The following is a 21,660-nucleotide window of genomic DNA, read 5'->3' as shown; positions in this document are numbered from 1 at the left end:
CAAGGATGAGTCCCTGACGGACGCACTGCCCAATGTTGCGCACAACGCTTGCCTTTTACTGCCTCAATCCGCCGAGTTTTCCCGGTCGGTAATTATTAGGCCAAGACTAGCACAGGGGGGCGAGGCCGGAAACACTTTATTTTATAGGTATTTGGACTCAAAAGTAGGGGGTTTTCTATATGTTGCGGGTGCCGCGACAAGGTCCACTACATGTTATCCGATCTCGGCGATCAGCGCGGGCAATTCGGACAGGGTTGTGATCTCGTGATAGCGGGGATGTGCCAATGGTTTAGGCGCGTGTTCCAATTCCCACGTCACTTCATGCGGCACGTAGACGCCGAATGCGCCGGTCTCGATCGCCGGAACCACGTCCGATTTCATCGAATTGCCGACCATCATGGACCGTTCCGGCCCGTCCGCGTGGGTGTCCCAAATGCGGCGATAGACCTGCGCGGTCTTGTCTGACACGATTTCCACGCCGTCGAACATCTCGCCCAACCCCGATTGGGCCAGTTTGCGCTCCTGATCCAGCAAATCGCCCTTGGTCACCAGCAAAATCCGGTAATCGGCGGCCAGTTCGGCGATGGTTTCCCGCACCCCCGGTAACAGCTCAATCGGATGGCGCAGCATATCGCGCCCCGCCATCAGGATGTCATGGATCACCTCACCGGGCACCTTGTGGTCGGTCACATCCAGCGCGGTTTCGATCATCGACAGGGTGAACCCCTTGATCCCGAATCCGTAATGCCCAAGGTTGCGTTTCTCGGCCGCCAACAGACGCTCGGACAGGTGGTCGGCATCCACATAATCGGCCAACAATTCCGCGAATCTGTCTTGGGTCAGGCGAAAGAACTGCTCGTTCTGCCAAAGCGTATCGTCGGCATCAAAGCCAATAGTCGTAAGAAGTTTGTGCATTTGAGGCCTCAACAACGCGTTTGTGTGATGATACGACCCTTTTCACGGGCGACGCTTCGCCTATATACTGATCGTCAAGCTCAACAATTCCAAGCACATGGGGCGTCATTTTGGTGACTGTCATCGAACATATCATGTCTGGCGACGATGATCAGACCGACGGCGAAAGCGGGATCGCGACCAAAACACGTCCGAAAACCCAGCGCCCGCCGATGTATAAGGTCATGATCCTGAACGACGATTACACGCCGATGGAATTTGTTGTGCATGTGCTTGAGCGGTTTTTTGGCCTCAGCCACAGTCAGGCATTTGAATTGATGCTGACCGTGCATAAAAAGGGGCTGGCGGTTGTCGGCGTGTTCTCGTTCGAGGTCGCCGAAACCAAGGTGGCCCAAGTGATGGACTTCGCGCGTCGCCATCAACATCCGCTGCAATGCACCATGGAAAAGGAATAGGGCACACGCCCGCCTATGTCTGATAGCCGTCTCACTCTGGCCGCCTCTGCGGGCCTGATCCCTGTCACGTCTGGCCTGCGGATTGCGGTCTATCGTGCGCGTTCGACCACCGATCTGTCCGCCTTTTCGGATGGGGAAATCACCGTATTTCAGGGGTTTAAACCCGATTTCGACGCCTTGTCCGCGCGCGGGTTCACCTGTCTGCCCGAACCGGAGGGCGCGTTCGATGCCGCACTTATTTGCGTGCCGCGCTCCAAGGCCGAGGCGCGCCATTTAATCCACGATGCCCTTGGCCGCGTCAACGGTGGCCCTGTCATCGTGGACGGGCACAAGACCGACGGGATCGACAGCCTGCTCAAGGATTGCCGCAAACATCTGAGCGCCGATCCCGCCTTTTCCAAGGCCCATGGCAAGGTGTTCGTGGTGCGCGGCGAGGCGGATGCCGTCGCCGATTGGCACCAGACCCCGCGCGAAATCGCGGATGGGTTCACCACCGTCGCAGGCGTGTTTTCCGCCGAAAAGATCGACAAAGGCTCGGCCGCATTGCTGGACGCGCTGCCCCGCGGGCTAAAGGGCGCGGTGGCCGATTTCGGCGCCGGATGGGGGTATCTGTCCCGCCATGTTCTGGCCGAGAATGACAAGATTGAGCGTCTATTCCTGCTAGAGGCCGAGCACGCCGCGCTGAGCTGTGCGCGCGTGAATGTCACCGATCCACGCGCCGATTTTATCTGGTTCGATGTGGCCCGTGACACCGCGCCAATGCGGTTTGATACGATCATCATGAACCCGCCGTTCCACGTGTCCCGCGCGGGGGACCCTGACATCGGTATCGCGTTTTTACAGGCCGCCGCGCGCGCCCTGACGCCGACAGGTCAGCTCTTTTTGGTGGCGAACCGCCATTTGCCCTATGAAAAAGACCTGACAAACCTGTTCCGCGATGTAGAAGAGATTGGCGGGACCAGCGGATTTAAGGTCTTGCACGCCGGCCGCGTCCTGAAAGGCACCAAGCCGCCGGCGCGCGGGCGATAGATTTGAACCAGGAGATTGGGTCATGACGTTTTCGGTTGCAGGTAAAACGGCGATTGTCACCGGTGCCGCCAATGGGGTCGGTCTGGCCATCGCGCGCCATCTGGCCTCTCATGACGCCAATGTGGTCTTTGCCGACATGGACGAAGGCAAGCTGGCCAATGAACTGGGTGATCCCGGTGCCCAAGAGGGCAACGTGCGCTATTTCGTCGGTGATTTGCGCGAAAAATTGACCATCGCGAACCTGCTGTCGGCCACGATTGATGCCTTCGAACGGGTCGATATTCTGGTCAACGCCAGCCGTCAGATCATGGCGTCCGATCCCCTGAACGCCGAGGATGATGCGGTGATGGACCTGATGCAGCAAAACATGCTGACCAGTCTGCGCCTAAGCCAATATGTCGCCCGCCGCATGATCAAACAGGCCGAGGCCGACGGACAGGAAGAGGGCAATATCGGGTCGATCGTCAACCTGTCCTCCATCGCCGCGCGCCGTGCCCAGCCTGAGTTGCTGGGCTATTCGATTTCCTGTGCCGCGCTGGATCAGATGACACGGTCCTTGGCCGTGGCTTTGGCGCCGCACCGCATCCGCGTGAATGCGGTGGCGTTCGGATCGGTCCTGTCGGCCAGCCTGAAGGACGCGCTGAAAGAGAACTCGGATTTCCGCAAGGACATCAAATGCCACACGCCCCTGTCGCGCATCGCCAAGCCGGGTGAGGTGGCCGAGGCCGTGCAATTCCTTGCTTCGGACGCGTCCAGCTTTGTCACCGGTCAGATCATGACGGTCGACGGTGGCCGGACCCTAATCGATCCGGTCGCCGCCCCCGCGCACTAGGGCCTAGGTTCCAAATTCCGCGCGGCACGCGGCCAGTTCCCGTTCCATCACAGGGCGCAGGACGTCCAGCCGCGCCTCTAGCGTGGCCAGTTTGCGTTGCTCGGCCGCAGGGTCGATCGGGATAAGTGTCTCGGTTTCCTCAACCACGGTTTCATTGCAGAACTGGACGCCAAAGTTCCCGCCGATCTGGTCCGCGATACAGAATTGGACGCCGATACTGGTGTCCGATGTGCGCTCGATCGCATAGCCGCGCTCAATGTTCTGGCGGGTCTCAAGGATCAGGGCCGACACCGTGTTGAATTCCGCCTGCGCCGCCGTTTCGCAATTCTGCAGCGCGCTGGTGCATCCCGTCAGGGCAAGGACGAGCGCAAGGATGGGTAACCGCATGAAACCTCCACCGGACAAATACACGCAGAGCATAGCCCCTTCAGGCTCTGGTGACGATAGATCAAAACTGATAACCAATCGTCAAAGCGCCAAGGAGACCAAGATGAGCGACGATTTCGACACCCGCAAAACCCGTGCATCCGACTGGTTCCGGCAGCTGCGGGATGACATCGTCGCGGCGTTCGAGGGGCTGGAGGACCGTCAGGTGGACGGGCCCCTGTCCGGTCAACCCGCAGGCCGGTTTGAGGTCACCCCGACCAAGCGCACCTCCGAGGACGGATCAGACGCCGGTGGCGGTTTGATGAGCGTAATGCGCGGCGGACGCGTGTTCGAAAAGGTCGGCGTGAACGTGTCCACCGTGTTCGGCACGCTGGGCCCCCGCGCGCAAAAAGCGATGGCCGCTCGCGGTGTGCCGGGAATGGAGAATGACGCGCGGTTCTGGGCGTCGGGGATTTCTCTGGTCGCGCACATGCAAAACCCGCATTGTCCGGCGGTTCACATGAACACGCGGATGTTCTGGACCCCGAACGCGTGGTGGTTCGGGGGTGGGTCCGACCTGAACCCCTGTATCGAGTATGAGGAAGACACGGCGGCCTTCCACGCGGTTCAGAAAGAGCACTGTGATCGCCACAATGCGGACTACTACCCGCGGTTCAAAGAGTGGGCGGATGAGTATTTTTTTGTCCCTCATCGTGGCCGCGCACGGGGTGTCGGCGGTATTTTTCTAGACGATCATAACACGGGTGATTGGGAGGCGGATTTCGCCTTTATCCAAGATGTCGGACGCGCGTTCCTGCCCGCCTACGTGCCGCTGGTGGATCTTCATCGGGAACAGCCATGGGATGAGGCGGACAAGGACAAACAACTGGTCCACCGCGGTCTCTATGCCGAATATAACCTTGTCTATGACCGCGGTACCAAGTTCGGCTTGGAAACCGGTCACGACGCCAATGCGGTTTTGATGAGCCTGCCGCCACTGGCAAAATGGGTCTGAGGGTGCGCGAATTTTCGACGAAAATTCGCGGGGCAAAAATCTTCGTCGAAGATTTTTCGGGTGAGCCGGTGAGATGCTGATCCTGTTCAACAAACCGTTCAATGTCCTGTCGCAGTTCACGGATCGCGGCACCGAAGGGTCTGAGCGTCAGACCCTTTCCGACTATATCGATGTTCCCAAGGTCTATCCGGCAGGGCGGTTGGATCGGGACAGCGAGGGGTTGTTATTGTTGACCGACAATGGTCCGCTACAGGCCAAGATTTCGAACCCGCGCTACAAAACGCCCAAGACTTATTGGGCGCAGGTTGAGGGTATTCCCGATGACGCGGCGCTTGAGGCGTTGCGCAAAGGGGTTGAGTTGAAGGACGGGTTGACCCGCCTGGCCAAGGTGCGCCGCATGGATGAGCCAGATGGTCTCTGGGCCCGAAACCCGCCGGTGCGATATCGCAAATCCGTGCCTGATTGTTGGATAGAGCTGACTATCACCGAAGGGCGCAACCGTCAGGTGCGGCGAATGACAGCCGCCGTAGGGCATCCGACCCTACGCCTGATCCGCTATCGCATCGGGAATTGGTCAATTGATGGTTTGGCCAACGGTGAGTGGCGGGCGGCGGACAGTTAGGTCCGCCGCGCCGCGCTTTAGCCCCGGATCGCCTCAAGCATCACGTGAACGTTTTCCGGATCGGCATCGGGTGTGATCCCATGGCCGAGGTTGAAAATATGCGGCCCGTTCTTGAACGCCTTTACGATACGGCGCGTCTCATCGATCAGGTCCTGACCGCCGGTGACCATGTGGTGGGGCGCAAGGTTGCCTTGGACACAGCCGTCGACCTGTACATTGGCCGCAGCCCAGTCGGAATCGACCGAGTTGTCGATGGCGACACAATCCGCACCGGTCGCCTTGGCAAAGCCGATATAGCCATCGCCCGCTTCACGCGGGAAGGCAATGACGGGGATATGCGGATAGCGCGCCTTGAGGGCCGCAATGATCTGTTTCGCGGGTTCCAGCGCGTATTTGGTGAAATCGTCGCCCTTGAGCGAGCCCGCCCAACTGTCGAAGATTTTCACGACTTCGGCGCCCGCGTCGATTTGCGCGGCAAGGTATTCGATGGTGGCCGCCGTGATCCGGTCCAAAAGGGCCTCGAACACGGGGCGGTTTTCGTCCTTGAGCGCATGGGCAGGGCCCTGATCCTTGGTGCCGCGACCGGCGATCATATAGGTGGCGACGGTCCACGGTGCGCCTGCGAACCCGATCAGGGTGGTCTCCTGCGGCAATTCGCGCGACAGGATTTTCACGGTTTCATAGATCGGGGACAGGGTTTCGTGGATGTCATCGACGCCTTTCAGGGCGTCGAAACCGGCCTGATCGGTGATGGTGGACAGGCGCGGACCCTCGCCTGTGACGAACCACAGATCGGCCCCCAGCGCCTGAGGCACCAACAGAATATCGGCAAACAAGATCGCCGCATCAAACCCGTAGCGGCGGATCGGTTGTAGGGTGACTTCGGCTGCTAAATCAGGGTTATAGCATAGCGACAGGAAATCACCCGCCTGTGCGCGTGTGGCCCGATATTCCGGCAGATACCGCCCCGCCTGACGCATCATCCATACCGGCGGGGTATCCAGTTTTTCACCCGCCAAAGCGCGCAGCAAGGTTTTCTGTTCGGCCATATCGTCCCCCTTCGGAATTTATCTGCTGTGTGGTCGCCCGCCACCGCGCCCATGTCAAGCGTGATGGATTGCCAGAGGTCGCGCACGGCGCTAGAGAACGGGTATGACGATTTCGCTTCCGACCCCCGCTTCGCCCCTGAAAATTGGGACCCGTGGTTCGCCCTTGGCGCTTGCGCAGGCGAATGAAACCCGTGACCGTCTGGCGGCGGCGTGGAACCTGCCTCATGAGGCGTTTCAAATCGTGGTGATCAAGACCACGGGGGACAAGATCATCGACCGCCCGCTGAAAGAGATCGGCGGCAAGGGGCTGTTCACCAAAGAGATCGAAGACGCGATGCTGCGCGGCGACATCGATATTGCTGTGCATTCGATGAAGGACATGCCGGTGGAACAACCCGGTGGTCTGACGTTGAACTGTTACCTGCCGCGAGAGGACACGCGCGATGCGTTCGTGTCGATGCGGTTCGATGGCCTGACGACACTGCCCGAAGGTACGGTTGTGGGGACCTCGTCCCTGCGGCGGCGGGCACAGTTGTTGCATTTCCGGTCCGACCTGCAGGTCGTGGAATTCCGCGGCAATGTGCAGACCCGTCTGGGCAAGCTGGAAAATGGCGTTGCGGCGGCGACGTTCCTTGCAATGGCGGGTCTTAACCGTTTGGGCATGGATGAGATCGCGACGAAACCGATTGCGCATGAAGAGATGCTGCCCGCTGTGGCGCAGGGTGCGATCGGGATTGAGTGGCGCGAGGATGACGCGCGTGCAACCGAGATGCTGTCGCGTATTCATCACGTCGAGACCGGTCAGCGTCTGGCGGCCGAGCGCGCGTTTCTAGCCGAGCTGGACGGGTCTTGCGAGACGCCGATTGCCGGTCTGGCGATGCTGGAGGGCGATCAGCTGTGGCTGAGGGGGCAGATTTTGCGCCCCGATGGTGGTCAGTGCTATGAAGGCGAACGCTGGGGCAGCATTGCTGACGGGGCCGAGATGGGGCGCGATCTGGCGCGGGCGTTGCTGAGCGAGGCCGGTGAGGGCTTTTTCGACTGGCGTGGCTAAGGCGTCGGGGTCGGGATTTCGAGTATTTTTGCCAAGATGAAAACGGGGGTTAGCGCCCCTGTTCGATCAGCGTGAGCACATGCGGGCCGAGGTCGTTGACGATTTTGGCGACGCCGGCGGCGTTGGGGTGGATGCCGTCGGATTGCATCAGGGTTTTGAACGCGGTGTCGAGGTCGGTATCCGTCGTCAGTGCCGCTAGGAAATTCGGGTAGAGCAGGGCGTCGTAATCGGCGGCGAGATCGGGATAGATCGCGGTAAAGGCTGTTTGGTAGTCGGGGCCATAGTTCGCGGGCACCGTGATCCCGATCAGCAGGACCGGCAGATCGCGGGCGGCGGCGCGGTCCAGAATGCCGGTGAGGTTTGCGCGCGCGGTTTCGGGGGGAATGCCGCGCAGCACGTCGTTGCCGCCAAGCGCGACGATCAGGGCGTCCACGTCGTCGGTCAGCGTCCAGTCGATACGCGAGAGGCCCCCGGCGGTGGTGTCGCCCGAAACGCCCGCGTTGATCATCGTGACATCGGCGCCCTGAGCGGTCAGCCAGCGGTCCAGTTGTGGCACGAACCCCTGATCGGCGGGTAGGCCGTAGCCTTGGGTCAGGCTATCGCCGAGGGCCGCGATGGCTGTGGGTTCGGCAAAGGACGCGCCGGTCAGCATCATGAATGTGGTGGCAATCGCGATAATCCGGTTGCGGGCGCGCGCGAAGGCCCCATATCGACCATGTGCCCCAATTTTCAGAAGGTTTTGCATGACTGATCCTGTCGTCCGCTTGGAACATGTGAATTTACGTTTGGCAGGGAATGCGGGGCAGGTCGATATCCTGCGCGATATTTCCCTGACGGTGGGGGCGGAAGAGACCCTTGGCCTGATCGGGCCATCGGGGTCGGGGAAGTCGTCATTGTTGATGGTCATGGGCGGGTTAGAGCAGGCAAGTTCCGGTGTTGTGTCGGTCATGGGGCGAGAACTGGGCGCGATGGATGAGGATGCGCTTGCACGGTTTCGTAGGGAACATATGGGGGTGGTGTTTCAGTCTTTCCACCTGATCCCGACGATGACGGCGCTGGAAAACGTGGCGGTGCCGTTGGAATTGGCCGGCGTACGGAATGCGTTTGAACGGGCGCGCGAAGAATTAGGCGCCGTTGGTTTGGGCGCGCGGGTCGATCATTTTCCGGGTCAGATGTCGGGGGGCGAGCAACAGCGTGTGGCCTTGGCCCGCGCCGCCGTGACGCGGCCACGGATTTTGTTGGCGGATGAGCCGACGGGGAATCTGGACGGGTCGAACGGGGCGGCGATTATGGATTTGCTGTTCGGGTTGCGTGACCGCCATGGGGCGACGTTGATTTTGGTGACCCATTCGGATGCCTTAGCCGCGCGCTGTGACCGTGTGGTGCGTTTGGTCGATGGGTCGATTGCGCCCGAGATGGCCGAGGGCGCGGCATGAGGTTTGGCGTCGCTCTGCGCCTTGCGCGGCGGGAATTGCGGTCGGGCACACGCGGTTTTCGGGTGTTTCTGTTGTGCCTGATCTTGGGTGTCGCGGCGATTGCGACTGTCGGGTCGGTGCGCGATGCGGTGCAGGGTGCGGTGGCCGATCAGGGCGCGGTGTTGCTGGGCGGGGATGCCCAGATGGAGTTCACCTATCGCTATGCCACTGAGGAAGAGCGCGGCTGGATGGCCCGCAACGCCACCCGTGTGGCCGAGGTGGTGGAATTCCGGTCTATGGTGGTAGCCGGTGAGGACCGCGCGCTGACACAGGTCAAGGCGGTCGATGGGGCCTATCCCCTGTACGGCACGGTCGATCTGGGTGGTGCGGATTTGGCTGAGGCGTTGCGCGGCGATCGCGTCGTGATGGCGCGCACGTTGGTTGAACGGCTGGGGCTGAACGTCGGCGATACGGTTCAACTGGGGACCAAGGCGTTTGCCCTTGGCGGTGTGTTTGACCAGCTGCCCGATGATGCGGGGGGCGGGTTTACGCTTGGGCCGCCGATGGTTGTGCGGCGGGAGGCCTTGGAGGGCTCTGGCCTGTTGGGGGCGGGGACCCTGTTTGAGACGGAATATAAGCTGACCCTGCCGCCGGACACGAACCTCAGCGCCCTGAAACGGCGGGCCGAGGCACGGTTTGCCGATGCGGGCATGCGGTGGCGCGACAGTCGCAACGCCGCGCCCGGATTGACGCGGTTCGTGGACCGGATCGGCGCGTTTCTGGTGCTGGTCGGGCTGGCGGGGCTGGCCGTTGGCGGTGTCGGTGTTGCGGCGGCGGTGCGGGCCTATCTGGACGGTAAGGTGCCGGTGATTGCGACCCTGAAAACGTTGGGCGCGGAAAACCGTCTGATCTTTCAAATCTATCTGATGCAGATCGGCGTGCTGGCCGTCATCGGGATTGCGGTTGGCGTTGCGATTGGTGCGGTAGTGCCCATTGCCGCCTATCCGGTTCTGGCGGCGAACCTGCCCCTGTCGGTTGAGGTGGGCGTCTATCCCGCCGCGCTGGGCGAGGCGGCGCTTTATGGGACGCTGTGTGCGTTGTTGTTTTCGCTCTGGCCCTTGGCGCGGGCGGGGCAGATCCGCGCGGCGTCGTTGTTTCGCGATGCCGTGTCGCCAACCCGCGTTTTGCCGGGGTGGCGTATTGCGGCTGTGCTGGGCCTGTTGGCGGCCATGTTGGTGGCCAGTTCCGCGATCCTGTCCGGCGTGCCCCACATCGCCATCGGGTCCGCCGTCGCGGTGGCGGGGTCGCTGATCCTGTTGACCGGCGCGGCATGGGCGGTGCGGCGCGGTGCGCGGGCGATGATGCGCGCGCGGTTCGTACAGGGGCGACCGGTGCTGCGACTGGCCCTCAGCGGGATTTCCGCACCGGGGGGGGAGGCACGGTCGGTTGTCCTGTCGCTTGGCCTTGGCCTGTCGGTTCTGGCGGCGGTGGGGCAGGTGGATCGCAACCTGCAACTGGCCATCGCGGGGGAATTGCCTGATGTGGCCCCGTCCTATTTCGTGGTCGATATCCAGCCCGCCCAGATCGAGGGCTATCTCGACCGTGTCACGGGGGATGAGGGGGTCAAAACCGTCGAAACCGCGCCCATGCTGCGCGGGGTGATCACGCGGATCAACGACCGTCCGGCCCAAGAGGTCGCAGGCGATCATTGGGTCATTCGCGGCGACCGTGGTCTGACCTATGCGCCGACACCGCCCAGTGGCACAGTGATCACGGCGGGCGAATGGTGGGACGCCGATTACAGCGGTCCGCCCTTGGTCAGTTTCGCCGACGAAGAGGCGCGCGAGATCGGTTTGAACATTGGCGACACGATCACCGTCAACGTCCTTGGCCGCGATATCACCGCCACGGTCAGCAGCTTTCGCATCGTTGATTTTTCGACTGCTGGGATCGGGTTCGTCATGTCAATGAACCCCGCCGCCCTACAGGGCGCGCCGCACAGTTTCATCAGCACGATTTATGCGGATCGCGAGGCCGAAGCGGGGCTGGTCCGTGACCTGTCGCGCACATATCCCAATATCACCCTGATCTCGGTGCGCGATGCGATTGAACGTGTGGCGGGCCTTGTCGGCAACATGGCCGCCGCGATTACATTCGGGGCGGGGGCGACCTTGATCACCGGTGTCTTTGTGTTGATCGGCACCGCCGCCGCCGCGCAAAATGCCCGTATGTATGAGGCCGCGATCCTGAAAACTCTCGGGGCCGAGCGTCGGATGATCCTGACCTATCTGACCCTGCGCGCGGGCATCTTGGGCGCGGCATCGGGCCTTGTGGCCGTGGTCGCGGGCGGGGCGTCGGCATGGGCGGTGATCACATTCGTGATGGATGGCGATTTCCGGTTCGACCCCGTTTCGGCGGCTGTGGTAATCGGGGCGGGTGGCCTTGTGACCTTGCTGTCGGGGATCGGATTTGCGTGGGCGCCGTTGCGCGCCCGACCTGCGCGGATATTACGCGCCGCCGATTGATTGCGGGACGGTTTGCTCCATGTTGTGCTGCGCCCGTAGTTTAACCGGTTGAGGTCCCATGCAGGTCACCGCGTCCCACCTGTCCAAACGTTTCCACAGCGGGGGCGAGACCCTGACGGTCTTTGACGGGGTGTCCTTCGATTTGGTGACCGGAACGGCGACCGCTCTGACCGGTGAATCGGGCAGTGGCAAGAGCACCCTTTTGCACATCTGCGCGGGTCTGGAACGTCCCGATGGCGGGACCGTCAATGTGGGCGAGGCCGATTTGACCAATCTGCCTGACCGGCGCGCGGCGGCGTTTCGACGCGCACATGTGGGTCTTGTGTTTCAGCAATTCAACCTGATCCCATCCCTGAACGTGGCCGATAACCTGACGTTTCAGGCGCGCCTGAATGGCGGTGTCGACGGCGATTGGCGCGATTATCTGATCGACCGTCTGGGTCTGTCGGGGATGGTCGCGCGCTATCCGGAGCAGCTCTCGGGCGGGCAACAACAGCGCGTCGCGATTGGCCGCGCCTTGGCCACGCGTCCCGCCGTCGTGTTCGCGGATGAACCCACCGGCAATCTGGACGAGGCGACGGCGGACACGGTCATGCAGGTGTTTCTGGACCTTGTCGCGCAATCGGGCACGACCCTGTTGATGGTCACCCATTCCGAACGTCTGGCGGGGATGTTGCCCCATCGCTTGCACCTGTCCGGCGGGCGTTTGGCGCAATGACGCGCGCGGTGTTTCAGGCGCTGATCGGCCATTGGCGGCGGCATCTGGTCCAGTTGATCAGCCTGCTTGCCGGTCTCGCGCTGGCCACGGCCCTGTGGACGGGGGTGCAGGCGATCAACGCCCAAGCCCGCCAGAGCTATGATCAGGCGGCGGGCCTTGTGCAGCAGAACCAGTTTGACCGTCTGTTGGCCACCGATGGCGGCACGGTTGATCAGGCGCGGTACATTGCCCTGCGCCGTGCGGGGTGGTTGGTGTCGCCGGTTGTGTCGGAACAGATTGAGACGCCCGATGGCCCGATCCGCGTTCTGGGCATTGATCCGGTGACCGCGCCCATGGCCGCCCAGCCTGCACAAATTCAACAGGACGATTTCGACCTGAGCGCGTTTTTCGCCCGCGATGGGGTGATCTTTGCCGCCCCCGACGTGGCCGAAGTTGCCGCCGCGCGGTTTCCCGAGCTGCGCGTGGTCGAGGACGCCCAAGTGCCCCCGAACACCGTTCTGATGGACGTTGGCGTGGCGCAGGGCGCGTTGAACCTTGGCGCGCGCCTCAGCTATCTGATCGTGCTGCTGGATCAACCTGCGGGCCTTTTGCCCCTGTTCGATCTTGCCCCCGACCTGCGTCTGCGCGCGGGGGAACAGGGCACGGATATCGCCCGCCTGACGGATAGTTTTCATTTGAACCTAACCGCCTTTGGCCTGCTGTCTTTTGCGGTGGGTCTGTTCATTGTGCATTCGTCCATCGGTCTGGCGTTTGAGCAACGCCGCACGACCTTTCGCACCCTGCGCGCGATCGGGGTGCCCCTGCGGACGCTGTTCGCGGTTCTGGTGGCTGAGGTTCTGGTCCTTGCCCTGATCGCGGGGGCGGTGGGCGTGGTGTTGGGATACGGCATTGCGGCTACCCTGTTGCCCGATGTGGCGGCGACCCTGCGCGGCCTCTACGGCGCGTCGGTGGGGGGCGTTTTGGCCTTGCCGCCCATTTGGTGGCTGGGCGGGATCGCGATTGCGGTTCTGGGCACCCTTGTCGCGGCGGCGCAGAGCTTGTGGCGGCTGGCACGTCTGCCGATCCTTGCCGCGGCCAAACCCCGTGCGTGGGGCCACGCGGGTCCGCGCGCCTGGGTGATGCCGGTGGGGGCGGCGGTCGGTCTGGCGGTGATTGGCGCGGTTGGGCTGCGGGTTTTGCCGGGGATTGCGGGCGGGTTTGTCTTGCTGGGCGCGGGGATGATTGCGGCGGCGATCCTGTTGCCCGTGGTGTTGGCGATTGCGCTCTATCTCATTTCGGGGCGTGCCCACGCGCCGATGGCGCATTGGTTCTGGGCCGATACGCGCCAACAATTGCCGGGGCTGTCGCTGGCCCTGATGGCGCTGATGCTGGCACTGGCCGTTAACGTCGGCGTCGGCACCATGGTCAGCAGCTTTCGCCAGACGTTCACCGGTTGGCTGGATCAACGGTTGGCGTCGGAACTGTACGTGACCGCCCCAAGCGCCGAGGCCGCCGAGGACCTGCGCGCATGGATGGCCGCGCGGGAGGACATCGATGCCGCCCTTCCGATCTGGTCGGTGGAGGGCATGTTGAACGGCGCACCGGGACAGGTGTTTGGCGTGGCCGATCACGCGACCTATCGCGACAATTGGCCCATGCTGGCGCTGGCACCGGACGGATGGGACCGTCTGGCGGCGGGGCAGGGGGTGCTGATCAACGAACAGATGTATCGCCGCGATGTTCTGGACCTTGGCGATATGGTCAGCCTGCCCGACGGGACGCAAATGCCCGTCCTTGGGGTCTATAGCGATTATGGCAACCCATTGGGGCAGGCGATGATCGGGATCGACGCCCTGATCACGCGATTCCCGAATGTGGAACGCCTGCGCTATGCCCTGCGCGTTGATGCGGATCAGTCGGCGGCGATCCGCGCGGCGTTGTTGCGCGATCTGGATTGGCCCGAGGATGCGGTGAACAATCAGGCGGTGGTCAAGCGCGTGTCCCTGCAGATTTTCGAACGCACGTTTCAGGTGACTGCGGCGCTCAACATTCTGACGCTTGGGGTCGCGGCGGTTGCCATGTTCATGAGCCTGCTGACGCTCTCGTCCATGCGCCTGCCGCAGGTTGCGCCGGTCTGGGCGGTGGGCACAACGCGGCGCGATCTGGCGCGGCTAGAGGTGCTGCGCAGCGCGATTTTGGCCCTGTTCGCCATGGTCTATGCTCTGCCCGTGGGGCTTGGGCTTGCGTGGGGGTTGCTGGCCGTGGTGAACGTCGCGGCCTTTGGGTGGAAATTGCCGATGTTCCTGTTCCCCGCCGATTGGGTGTGGCTGGCGATTTGGGCGGTTCTGGCCGGTGTGGCGGCGGCGGCGTGGCCCGCGTGGCGGATGTCGCGGATTTCGCCGTCCGATTTGCTAAAGGTGTTCGCGAATGAGCGTTAGGATGATCCTGATCTGTCTGGTCTGTCTGATCGGCGCGCCTGCGTGGTCACAAGGGTTCGCGGGCCTTGGCGAACAGGCCGACGGGTTTGCCGTGCCCGCACGCGGACGGGCGTTGGATTTCCCCACGGATCACGGCGCGCATCCCGAATATAGGATCGAGTGGTGGTATGTGACCGCCAACCTGCGCGGGGCCGACGGACGCGATTACGGCATCCAATGGACCTTGTTCCGCTCGGCTCTTGCGCCCGCATCGACCGATGGCTGGGACAGTCCGCAAATCTGGATGGGCCACGCGGCGATCACCACGCCCGAGGCGCATTTCGTGGCCGAACGGTTCGCGCGCGATGGCGTCGGGCAGGCGGGCGCAATTGCCGACCCCTATGAGGTCTGGATTGACGATTGGGCCATGGCGGGGGCGGATGTGTCGGACGTGGCCCTGCGCGCGCGGGGTGATGAGTTTTCCTATGACCTGCGCCTGTCCGCCGATGGTCCGTTGGTGGCCCATGGCGATGCGGGCTATTCCGTCAAATCGGCTAGCGGTCAGGCCAGTTATTACTACTCCCAGCCGTTTTATGAGGTGACGGGTACGCTGAACCTGCCGGATGGGCCGGTTGAGGTGCGCGGGCAGGCGTGGCTTGACCGTGAATGGTCGTCGCAACCTCTGGACCCGGGTCAGCGCGGATGGGACTGGGTGTCGCTACATTTCGATGATGACACGCGGATGATGGGGTTTCAGCTACGCCAAGAGGACGGGGACGCCTATACCTCGGGCACGTGGATTACACCCGACGGGGGCGCCGCGCCGATGGCCGATGGGTCCGTGATCCTGACCCCGCTGGCACGCGCACCCGTTGCGGGGCGTGAGGTGCCGATCAAATGGCGCGTCGAGGTCCCTGAACGCGGCGTGGACGTGGAAATCACCGCCCTGAACCCGAATGCATGGATGGACACCCTGTTTGCCTATTGGGAGGGGCCGGTGCGCATCACGGGAACGCACAATGGTAAGGGCTATCTGGAAATGACGGGGTATTAGCGTCTAGTCTAGCGCAACAACCATAGGTGCATGATGCAAACAGCCCCCCACCCGTTGACGCGTGATCTGGTCCTGATCGGGGGCGGGCATACCCATGCTCTGGTTCTGCGCAAATGGGCGATGGCCCCGATGGCAGGGGTGCGGGTGACGGTGATCAATCCCGGTCCGACCGCGCCCTATTCGGGGATGCTGCCCGGTATGGTCGCGGGCCATTATGCGCGGGGCGATCTGGACATTGACCTAGTGCGGCTGGCCCGCGCGGCGGGGGCGCGGGTGATCATCGGGCGCGCCACGGGGATTGATCGCATGTCGCGCCGGATCACGGTCACGGGGCACGCGCCGGTGTTTTACGACATCGCGTCGATTGATGTCGGGATAACCTCGGACCTGCCCGCCCTGCCGGGGTTCACGGACCACGCGGTTCCGGCCAAACCCCTTGGCACCTTTGCCGATCGGTGGGCCGCGTTTCTGGACAGCTGCGGGGATGCGCCCCGCGTCGGCGTCATCGGCGCGGGCGTCGCGGGGTGTGAGCTTGCCATGGCCTGCGCGCATCGTCTGCGCGCCATGGGGCGGGATGCGCGCGTGACCTTGTTTGAGGCAGGCGCGACGCCCCTGCCGGGGATTGGTTCGGGTGCGCGGCGGGCGCTCATGGCGCGGCTAGAGGCCTTGGGCGTCGATGTGCGCACCAACGCGCGGATCGCGGCGGTCGATGCGGGCGGGGTGCAGTTGACCGAGAGCCGTGTCGATCTGGACTTTACCCTTGGTGCGGCGGGCACGCGGCCACAGGATTGGCTGGCGGACACCGGATTGGCGCTTGAAAACGGGTTTGTTCGGGTGCTGCCCGATCTGCGCACCGAAACCGATCCGCGTCTCTATGCGGTCGGGGATTGTGCCCATATGACCCACGATCCGCGCCCCAAGGCCGGTGTGTTTGCCGTCCGTCAGGCCCCGATCCTGTTTCACAACCTGCGTGCAGATCTGGCCGGACAGGGCGGGGCGCGCAAACCCTATTATCCGCAAAAGGACTACCTGAAACTGATCTCGACCGGCGGAAAACATGCCGTCGCGGATAAGCTCTCGCTCCGGCTGGAGGGCGATTGGCTCTGGCGATGGAAGGACAAGATCGACCGCAAGTTCATGGACCAATTCCGCGACCTACCGGTGATGGGCGCGCCCGATGTGCCGGACGGAGAACTGGCCGAAGGTCTGTCCGATCTGCTCACCGTGGGTGAGATGCCGTGCGGTGGCTGTGCAGCGAAACCCGGTGCGGATGTTCTGGCGACCGGCATTGCGGACGGTGCCTGTGCGCTGCGGCCCGATGTGGTTCTGGGTGGCGGGGATGACGCGGCGATCCTGCGCGCGGGGGACGGGCTGCAGGTGCTGTCGGTCGATCATCTGCGGGCGTTCTGGGATGATCCCTATGTCATGGCGCGGATCGCGGCCATTCATGCGCTGGGCGATGTCTGGGCCATGGGCGCGACCCCACAGGCGGTTTTGTCCAACATCATCCTGCCCCGTATGCGCGACCGGATGCAGGGCGAGGTCCTGCGCGAAATCACGGCGGGCGCGGCGTCTGTGTTTGACGGGGTCGGTGCGGCGGTGATCGGGGGGCACACCGGTGTCGGGCCGGAACTGTCGATCGGGTACACGGTCACGGGCACTTTGGCGGGCGATGCGCGGGGGCACAGCGTCGATCAGGCCCGCGCGGGCGACCGTCTGATCCTGACCAAACCGATTGGCAGTGGCACCATCATGGCCGCCGAGATGCGCGCCGCCGCCCCAGGCGCGGTGGTGGTCGAGGCCCTGCGCAGGATGGGACAGGAGGGGGGCGAGGCCGCCCGCATCCTGTCCCCCGTTGCCCATGCGATGACGGATGTGACGGGGTACGGCTTGATCGGGCACCTGCGCACGATTGTGGGCGGCTCCGGTGTTGGCGCGCGGATCGACGTGGCGCGCGTACCGTTGATGGCGGGCGCACGGGAACTGGCGGCGGACGGTGTGCGCTCCTCCCTGTTCCCCCAGAACCTGCGCCTGTGTGGCGGGATCGACGGGTTCGATCCGGACCGCTCCGAACATGCCCTTCTGATCGATCCACAAACGGCGGGCGGGCTGCTGGCAACGGTTCCTGCGGACAAGGTGTCCGCGACCCTGCGCGCCCTGATCGACGCGGGCTATGACGCGGCGGACATCGGTGAAATGACCGGTAAGGACATCACACTGACCTAGCGCGCCAAGACCTCTGCCACCCGCGCGGCGGCCTCCGCGCGCTGTGCCTCTGACAGATCGTATAGAGAAATGGACCCAATCACCTCGGGCGTGTGGCGGGCCCGTTGGCGGCGATAGCGCGGATCGTAGTGATCCGTGATCAACTCTGCCGCCAAATCAACCACCGACCCCGTCCGCGCCATCTCGGCCCATGCGGCAATGCGGTCCGCGCTGTGCATGCTGGACAGGCGCGCAATGGTTTCGGCCAAGGCATCGCGATCCGCCGCAATCTCCGCATATGCCGACACAAGATACTCGGCCCGCGCGGCGATGGGGGCCTCGATCACCACACGCGGGGCGGTTTTCATCGCCGCCCACAACGACGGGGGCAGGTTGATGTCGCCGATTTTGGTGCTCTCGGCCTCAACCAACACCGGCCGCGCAGGGTCCAGTGCCGCCGCCGCCATGGCAAGGCGCGTCTCGAACGCCTTTTGCGATGGCTGCCCGCCCGCCATCGGCCCGAATACCGACCCGCGATGGTTCGCCATGCCCTCCAGATCCAGAACCTGCGCGCCCATCTGCCCCGCACGGATTAGGATATCGGTTTTGGCCGTGCCGGTATTGCCGTCCAGCACCACCACCGGACAGGGCCACGGATCATCATACAGGGCCGACTTCACCAAACGCCGGAACGCGCGATAGCCACCCTCGACCGTATCGGCCTGCCATCCCACCTGTTTCAGGATCAGGGCAAAGGACCCTGACCTCTGACCCCCGCGCCAGCAATAGACCAGCGGCGTAAACCCCTTGGGCCGGTCGGCCAGCGCTGTTTCCAGATGATGCGCGGCATTGCGTGCAACCAAGGCCGCGCCGATCTTGCGCGCCAGAAACGGGCTGTCCTGAACATAGATCGTGCCGACCTCGGCGCGTTCGGCGTCGCTGAGGACCGGTAGGCTGATCGCGCCGGGGATGTGATCCTCGGCGTATTCGGACGGGGAACGAACATCGATCACTGTGTCGAATTTTAAGGCATTCAGGTCAGAAAGGTGGCGCAATGTCTGGGGCATAGCCCTTGATACGCGCACGCCCGCAATTGTGAAAGAGACATCCGAGCCACCGCTTTTCGCCTCGTCATAAGGGCGTTATGTTGCAGGTGCAAAACCGCCCCAGAAACGAAAGGTGGCGCATGACCCTCCACAGCAATGTACCATGGGATGACCTGCAAGCAGGGATGAGCGCCGAGATCACCCATCTCTGCCGCGCCGAGGACTTTTACGTCTTTGCCAATTCGTCGGGCAATATGAACCCCATGCACCTGCCGCGTGAAGACGGGGATGGCGATGGCACGCCCGAGGCGGTTGCACCGTCGATGTGGCTGGGCGCGCTGATTTCCGGCGTTCTGGGCAATACCCTGCCCGGGCCGGGGACGTTGTATCAACGCCAGAGCCTGACGTTTACGGGGCGCGCCCATGCGGGCGACACGGTCGTCGTGCGTGTGCGCCTGATCGACAAGGGCGCGGACCGTCTGGCGCGGTTTGAAACACAGGTCGAACTGGCCGATGGCACCCCCGTCGCCCATGGCGAGGCCGAGGTCACCGCCCCCGCGATCAAGGTCACCGTGGATTTGCGCGACGTGCCGGGCCTCACCGTGCAAACGCATCCGCATTTCGACCGCCTTTTGCATGAGGCCGAGCCGATACCGCCCATGCCCACCGCCGTTGTCATGCCACAGGATGCGGCGTCCCTTGGAGGTGCGATCTTGGGCTGGCGGCACACGCTGTTGACCCCGATCCTGATTGGGGAACGCGCCCGCATTCTGGCGACTGCCGATGAAATCGGCGAGGACATCAGCGATCTGGAAATCATCGACGTGGCGGGGCATGGGGCCGAGGCCGCGCGCTTGGCCGTGGATCTTGTCCGTTCGGGCCGCGCCAAGGCGTTGATGAAGGGTAAATTGCATACCGATGACCTGTTGCGCGCGGTTCTCAGCAAAACCGACGGCCTGCGCACCGGTCGTCGCCTGTCGCATGTGTTTGTGATGGATGTGCCCGGCGTCGATCATCTGCTGATGGTCAGCGACGCGGCGATAAACATTGCGCCCGACCTGATGGACAAGGTGGACATCGTTCAGAACGCGATCAATCTGGCGCATTCTCTGGGGCAGGACATGCCCAAGGTCGGCATCCTATCGGCCGTCGAAACCGTGAACCCGAATATGCCCAGCACCTTGGACGCGGCGATCCTGTCCAAGATGGCGGATCGAGGACAGATCACCGGCGGGATGGTCGACGGCCCCTTGGCCATGGACAACGCGATTGACCTAGAGGCCGCGCGAACCAAGGGCATTTCGTCCGCCGTTGCGGGTCATGCCGATATCCTGATCGTGCCGAACCTCGAGGCGGGGAATATGTTGGCCAAGGAACTGACGTTCGTTGCCCATGCGCTGGCCGGTGGGGTGGTTCTGGGCGCGGCGTGCCCGATCATTCTGACCAGCCGTGCAGACGACGAAAAGGCGCGTCTATTGTCCTGTGCCATCGCGGTTCTGCATCAGGCGAAAACACGGGGCACTGTATGAGTGACGCGGTGTTCCTGACCCTGAATGCGGGCTCGTCCTCGGTCAAATTCGCGGTCTATGCGGCGGGCACGGACCCTATCGAAATCGCCCGAGGCCAGATCGAAAACCTTGGCGATGCGGCGCGCCTAAAAATGTCGGGCGACGGGATCGACCCCTGTCGCGAAGACATTGGCAAGGCCGATCACAACACCGCCATGGTGGCCATTCTGGATCATCTCGGGCCGGTTCTGAACGGGCGCGCGGTGACGGGGGTTGGGCACCGGATCGTACATGGCGGCGATCACTATGCCGCACCGCAGGTGTTGGATGAAGAGACATTACGCACCCTTGCGACGTTCTCCCCGCTTGCCCCGCTGCACCAGCCGTTCAACTTGGCCGGTGTGCGTGCGGCAATCGAGGCCTTTCCAAACGCGGTTCAGGTCGGGTGTTTCGACACGGCCTTTCACCGTGGGCACGAGCGGCGGTTTGATGAATTCGGCCTGCCGCGCGCGTTCTTCGACGCGGGTGTGCGTCGCTATGGGTTTCACGGCCTGTCCTATACCTACATTGCGGATCAGTTGCGCCGCGATTTTCCCAAGGTGGTTGCGGGTCGTGTGATTGTTGCGCATCTGGGCAATGGCGCGTCCATGTGCGCCATGATCGGCGGGCAGAGCATATCAACCACCATGGGGTTCAGCGCGCTGGACGGGTTGGTGATGGGCACGCGACCCGGTGCGTTAGATGCGGGCGTGATGCTGTATCTGATGACGGACCGGGGCATGGATGCGCGGGCGCTGTCCAATATGCTGTACCGTGATTGTGGGTTGTTGGGCCTGTCGGGGATCAGTCATGATATGCGCACCCTTTTGGACAGCGACGATCCAGCAGCGGCACAGGCGATTGACACCTATGTCACCCGCATCCGCCATGAAATTGGTGGGATGGCGGCGGATATGGGCGGTCTGGACGCGGTGGTGTTCACCGGCGGGATCGGTGAAAACGCGGCCCCCATCCGACAGATGATCTGTGACGGGATGGGGTGGCTGGGCGTTCATCTGAACCACACAGCCAATGCTAAGGGGCAGGCGGATATCGGTGCCGGACGGGTGCGCGTTCTGGCCCTGAAAACCGATGAGGAACGGGTGATTGCTCGCGCCGTTAAGGGCGTGCTGGGCGGTTGATCGGGCAGGGCGAAAAAGAATCCGGTTTTTGCCGCTTTCCCTATTGACGGTTGGCCCGTGCTCTCTTATTCAGCCCCTCGCTTACGGCGGAGTAGCTCAGTTGGTTAGAGCAGCGGAATCATAATCCGCGTGTCGGGGGTTCAAGTCCCTCCTCCGCTACCAAGCATCCCCCAATTTTTTAGACGGCTTGAAGACCGATGAGATGCGCGCCATCGCGCCCTTTCGATCGTGTCCATGCTGACCTCACCGGTTTTAGAACACAAGCTGCGGCCTTTGCG

19 protein-coding genes and 1 tRNA gene are annotated in these 21,660 nt (G+C 63.0%); 15 read left to right on the top strand and 5 right to left on the bottom strand.

From position 1 onward, the window contains the following. Positions 1–213: 213 nt before the first annotated feature. On the bottom strand, positions 214–915 hold the full coding sequence (locus tag R1W00_RS15170) for an HAD family hydrolase (RefSeq protein ID WP_317263612.1): 702 nt from the start codon (positions 913–915) through the stop codon (positions 214–216). Between the two features lie 134 nt (positions 916–1,049). On the opposite strand from R1W00_RS15170, the gene clpS reads away from it, so the two are divergent. The 3 genes from clpS to R1W00_RS15155 are packed head-to-tail and all read left to right on the top strand — an operon-like array spanning position 1,050 to position 3,231. After that, a complete protein-coding gene (clpS, locus tag R1W00_RS15165) occupies positions 1,050–1,370 on the top strand; it encodes an ATP-dependent Clp protease adapter ClpS (RefSeq protein WP_317263611.1) in 321 nt (106 codons plus the stop codon). Between the two features lie 15 nt (positions 1,371–1,385). Continuing rightward, positions 1,386–2,399: a class I SAM-dependent methyltransferase gene (locus R1W00_RS15160; protein WP_317263610.1), complete on the top strand. Its 1,014-nt coding sequence runs from the start codon at positions 1,386–1,388 to the stop codon at positions 2,397–2,399. Between the two features lie 22 nt (positions 2,400–2,421). After that, entirely contained in the window at positions 2,422–3,231 is an 810-nt protein-coding gene (locus tag R1W00_RS15155; RefSeq protein WP_317263609.1) for an SDR family oxidoreductase, read from the top strand. 3 nt (positions 3,232–3,234) lie between these two features. On the opposite strand, the gene R1W00_RS15150 is transcribed toward R1W00_RS15155, so the two are convergent. Continuing rightward, positions 3,235–3,618 (bottom strand): hypothetical protein, encoded by a 384-nt coding sequence (locus R1W00_RS15150; RefSeq protein ID WP_317263608.1) that lies wholly within the window; start codon positions 3,616–3,618, stop codon positions 3,235–3,237. A 103-nt stretch (positions 3,619–3,721) separates the two neighbouring features. Between R1W00_RS15150 and hemF the strand changes: the two genes are divergently transcribed. Continuing rightward, a complete protein-coding gene (gene hemF / locus R1W00_RS15145) occupies positions 3,722–4,612 on the top strand; it encodes an oxygen-dependent coproporphyrinogen oxidase (protein WP_317263607.1) in 891 nt (296 codons plus the stop codon). Between the two features lie 73 nt (positions 4,613–4,685). Then, complete coding sequence (locus tag R1W00_RS15140) at positions 4,686–5,234, top strand: rRNA large subunit pseudouridine synthase E (protein WP_317263606.1); 549 nt, start codon at positions 4,686–4,688, stop codon at positions 5,232–5,234. Positions 5,235–5,251: 17 nt separating this feature from the next. On the opposite strand, the gene hemE is transcribed toward R1W00_RS15140, so the two are convergent. Next, a complete protein-coding gene (gene hemE / locus R1W00_RS15135) occupies positions 5,252–6,283 on the bottom strand; it encodes a uroporphyrinogen decarboxylase (RefSeq protein WP_317263605.1) in 1,032 nt (343 codons plus the stop codon). A gap of 103 nt (positions 6,284–6,386) precedes the next feature. Between hemE and hemC the strand changes: the two genes are divergently transcribed. Further along, positions 6,387–7,334: a hydroxymethylbilane synthase gene (hemC, locus tag R1W00_RS15130; protein ID WP_317263604.1), complete on the top strand. Its 948-nt coding sequence runs from the start codon at positions 6,387–6,389 to the stop codon at positions 7,332–7,334. 49 nt (positions 7,335–7,383) lie between these two features. Here hemC and R1W00_RS15125 read toward each other — a convergent pair whose 3' ends face one another. Then, entirely contained in the window at positions 7,384–8,079 is a 696-nt protein-coding gene (locus R1W00_RS15125) for an arylesterase (RefSeq protein ID WP_410901564.1), read from the bottom strand. On the opposite strand from R1W00_RS15125, the gene R1W00_RS15120 reads away from it, so the two are divergent. The 6 genes from R1W00_RS15120 to selD are packed head-to-tail and all read left to right on the top strand — an operon-like array spanning position 8,078 to position 17,668. Further along, positions 8,078–8,770, top strand: a complete 693-nt coding sequence (locus R1W00_RS15120) for an ABC transporter ATP-binding protein (RefSeq protein ID WP_317263603.1) — start codon at positions 8,078–8,080, stop codon at positions 8,768–8,770. The two genes, R1W00_RS15125 and R1W00_RS15120, sit on opposite strands and share 2 nt — an antisense overlap. Next, positions 8,767–11,274, top strand: coding sequence for an ABC transporter permease (locus R1W00_RS15115; protein ID WP_317263602.1), 2,508 nt, complete (start codon positions 8,767–8,769; stop codon positions 11,272–11,274). Before R1W00_RS15120 ends, R1W00_RS15115 begins: the two co-directional genes overlap by 4 nt. Before the next feature lie 58 nt (positions 11,275–11,332). Beyond that, entirely contained in the window at positions 11,333–11,992 is a 660-nt protein-coding gene (locus R1W00_RS15110; RefSeq protein WP_317263601.1) for an ABC transporter ATP-binding protein, read from the top strand. After that, on the top strand, positions 11,989–14,409 hold the full coding sequence (locus R1W00_RS15105; RefSeq protein WP_317263600.1) for an FtsX-like permease family protein: 2,421 nt from the start codon (positions 11,989–11,991) through the stop codon (positions 14,407–14,409). The genes R1W00_RS15110 and R1W00_RS15105 overlap by 4 nt, the downstream gene beginning before the upstream one ends. Next, complete coding sequence (locus tag R1W00_RS15100) at positions 14,399–15,442, top strand: lipocalin-like domain-containing protein (protein ID WP_317263599.1); 1,044 nt, start codon at positions 14,399–14,401, stop codon at positions 15,440–15,442. The genes R1W00_RS15105 and R1W00_RS15100 overlap by 11 nt, the downstream gene beginning before the upstream one ends. A 33-nt stretch (positions 15,443–15,475) precedes the next feature. Next, positions 15,476–17,668, top strand: a complete 2,193-nt coding sequence (selD, locus tag R1W00_RS15095) for a selenide, water dikinase SelD (RefSeq protein WP_317263598.1) — start codon at positions 15,476–15,478, stop codon at positions 17,666–17,668. Here the strand turns inward: selD and mnmH are convergent. Beyond that, positions 17,665–18,714: a tRNA 2-selenouridine(34) synthase MnmH gene (gene mnmH / locus R1W00_RS15090; protein ID WP_317263597.1), complete on the bottom strand. Its 1,050-nt coding sequence runs from the start codon at positions 18,712–18,714 to the stop codon at positions 17,665–17,667. The two genes, selD and mnmH, sit on opposite strands and share 4 nt — an antisense overlap. A 119-nt stretch (positions 18,715–18,833) precedes the next feature. Between mnmH and R1W00_RS15085 the strand changes: the two genes are divergently transcribed. The 3 genes from R1W00_RS15085 to R1W00_RS15075 all read left to right on the top strand — a co-directional run bounded on the left by R1W00_RS15085 (position 18,834) and on the right by R1W00_RS15075 (position 21,544). After that, a complete protein-coding gene (locus R1W00_RS15085) occupies positions 18,834–20,222 on the top strand; it encodes a bifunctional enoyl-CoA hydratase/phosphate acetyltransferase (protein WP_317263596.1) in 1,389 nt (462 codons plus the stop codon). Then, complete coding sequence (locus tag R1W00_RS15080; RefSeq protein WP_317263595.1) at positions 20,219–21,382, top strand: acetate/propionate family kinase; 1,164 nt, start codon at positions 20,219–20,221, stop codon at positions 21,380–21,382. The genes R1W00_RS15085 and R1W00_RS15080 overlap by 4 nt, the downstream gene beginning before the upstream one ends. 85 nt (positions 21,383–21,467) lie before the next feature. Next, positions 21,468–21,544: transfer RNA gene (locus tag R1W00_RS15075), tRNA-Met, on the top strand. Positions 21,545–21,660 lie beyond the last annotated feature (116 nt).

Origin of the sequence: Rhodovulum sp. FJ3 (assembly GCF_032918305.1) — a bacterium.
Classification (GTDB): Bacteria; Pseudomonadota; Alphaproteobacteria; order Rhodobacterales; family Rhodobacteraceae; genus SAT37.
Note: the sequence above shows the minus strand (reverse complement) of the source record. Positions and strands in the feature narration are given on the sequence as shown.

What these genes read in the sequence shown, in the direction of transcription:
- R1W00_RS15170 (WP_317263612.1), bottom strand. Translation starts at nt 915, where the DNA reads ATGCACAAACTTCTTACGACTATTGGCTTTGATGCCGACGATACGCTT.
- clpS (WP_317263611.1), top strand. Translation starts at nt 1,050, where the DNA reads ATGTCTGGCGACGATGATCAGACCGACGGCGAAAGCGGGATCGCGACC.
- R1W00_RS15160 (WP_317263610.1), top strand. Translation starts at nt 1,386, where the DNA reads ATGTCTGATAGCCGTCTCACTCTGGCCGCCTCTGCGGGCCTGATCCCT.
- R1W00_RS15155 (WP_317263609.1), top strand. Translation starts at nt 2,422, where the DNA reads ATGACGTTTTCGGTTGCAGGTAAAACGGCGATTGTCACCGGTGCCGCC.
- R1W00_RS15150 (WP_317263608.1), bottom strand. Translation starts at nt 3,618, where the DNA reads ATGCGGTTACCCATCCTTGCGCTCGTCCTTGCCCTGACGGGATGCACC.
- hemF (WP_317263607.1), top strand. Translation starts at nt 3,722, where the DNA reads ATGAGCGACGATTTCGACACCCGCAAAACCCGTGCATCCGACTGGTTC.
- R1W00_RS15140 (WP_317263606.1), top strand. Translation starts at nt 4,686, where the DNA reads ATGCTGATCCTGTTCAACAAACCGTTCAATGTCCTGTCGCAGTTCACG.
- hemE (WP_317263605.1), bottom strand. Translation starts at nt 6,283, where the DNA reads ATGGCCGAACAGAAAACCTTGCTGCGCGCTTTGGCGGGTGAAAAACTG.
- hemC (WP_317263604.1), top strand. Translation starts at nt 6,387, where the DNA reads ATGACGATTTCGCTTCCGACCCCCGCTTCGCCCCTGAAAATTGGGACC.
- R1W00_RS15120 (WP_317263603.1), top strand. Translation starts at nt 8,078, where the DNA reads ATGACTGATCCTGTCGTCCGCTTGGAACATGTGAATTTACGTTTGGCA.
- R1W00_RS15125 (WP_410901564.1), bottom strand. Translation starts at nt 8,079, where the DNA reads ATGCAAAACCTTCTGAAAATTGGGGCACATGGTCGATATGGGGCCTTC.
- R1W00_RS15115 (WP_317263602.1), top strand. Translation starts at nt 8,767, where the DNA reads ATGAGGTTTGGCGTCGCTCTGCGCCTTGCGCGGCGGGAATTGCGGTCG.
- R1W00_RS15110 (WP_317263601.1), top strand. Translation starts at nt 11,333, where the DNA reads ATGCAGGTCACCGCGTCCCACCTGTCCAAACGTTTCCACAGCGGGGGC.
- R1W00_RS15105 (WP_317263600.1), top strand. Translation starts at nt 11,989, where the DNA reads ATGACGCGCGCGGTGTTTCAGGCGCTGATCGGCCATTGGCGGCGGCAT.
- R1W00_RS15100 (WP_317263599.1), top strand. Translation starts at nt 14,399, where the DNA reads ATGAGCGTTAGGATGATCCTGATCTGTCTGGTCTGTCTGATCGGCGCG.
- selD (WP_317263598.1), top strand. Translation starts at nt 15,476, where the DNA reads ATGCAAACAGCCCCCCACCCGTTGACGCGTGATCTGGTCCTGATCGGG.
- mnmH (WP_317263597.1), bottom strand. Translation starts at nt 18,714, where the DNA reads ATGCCCCAGACATTGCGCCACCTTTCTGACCTGAATGCCTTAAAATTC.
- R1W00_RS15085 (WP_317263596.1), top strand. Translation starts at nt 18,834, where the DNA reads ATGACCCTCCACAGCAATGTACCATGGGATGACCTGCAAGCAGGGATG.
- R1W00_RS15080 (WP_317263595.1), top strand. Translation starts at nt 20,219, where the DNA reads ATGAGTGACGCGGTGTTCCTGACCCTGAATGCGGGCTCGTCCTCGGTC.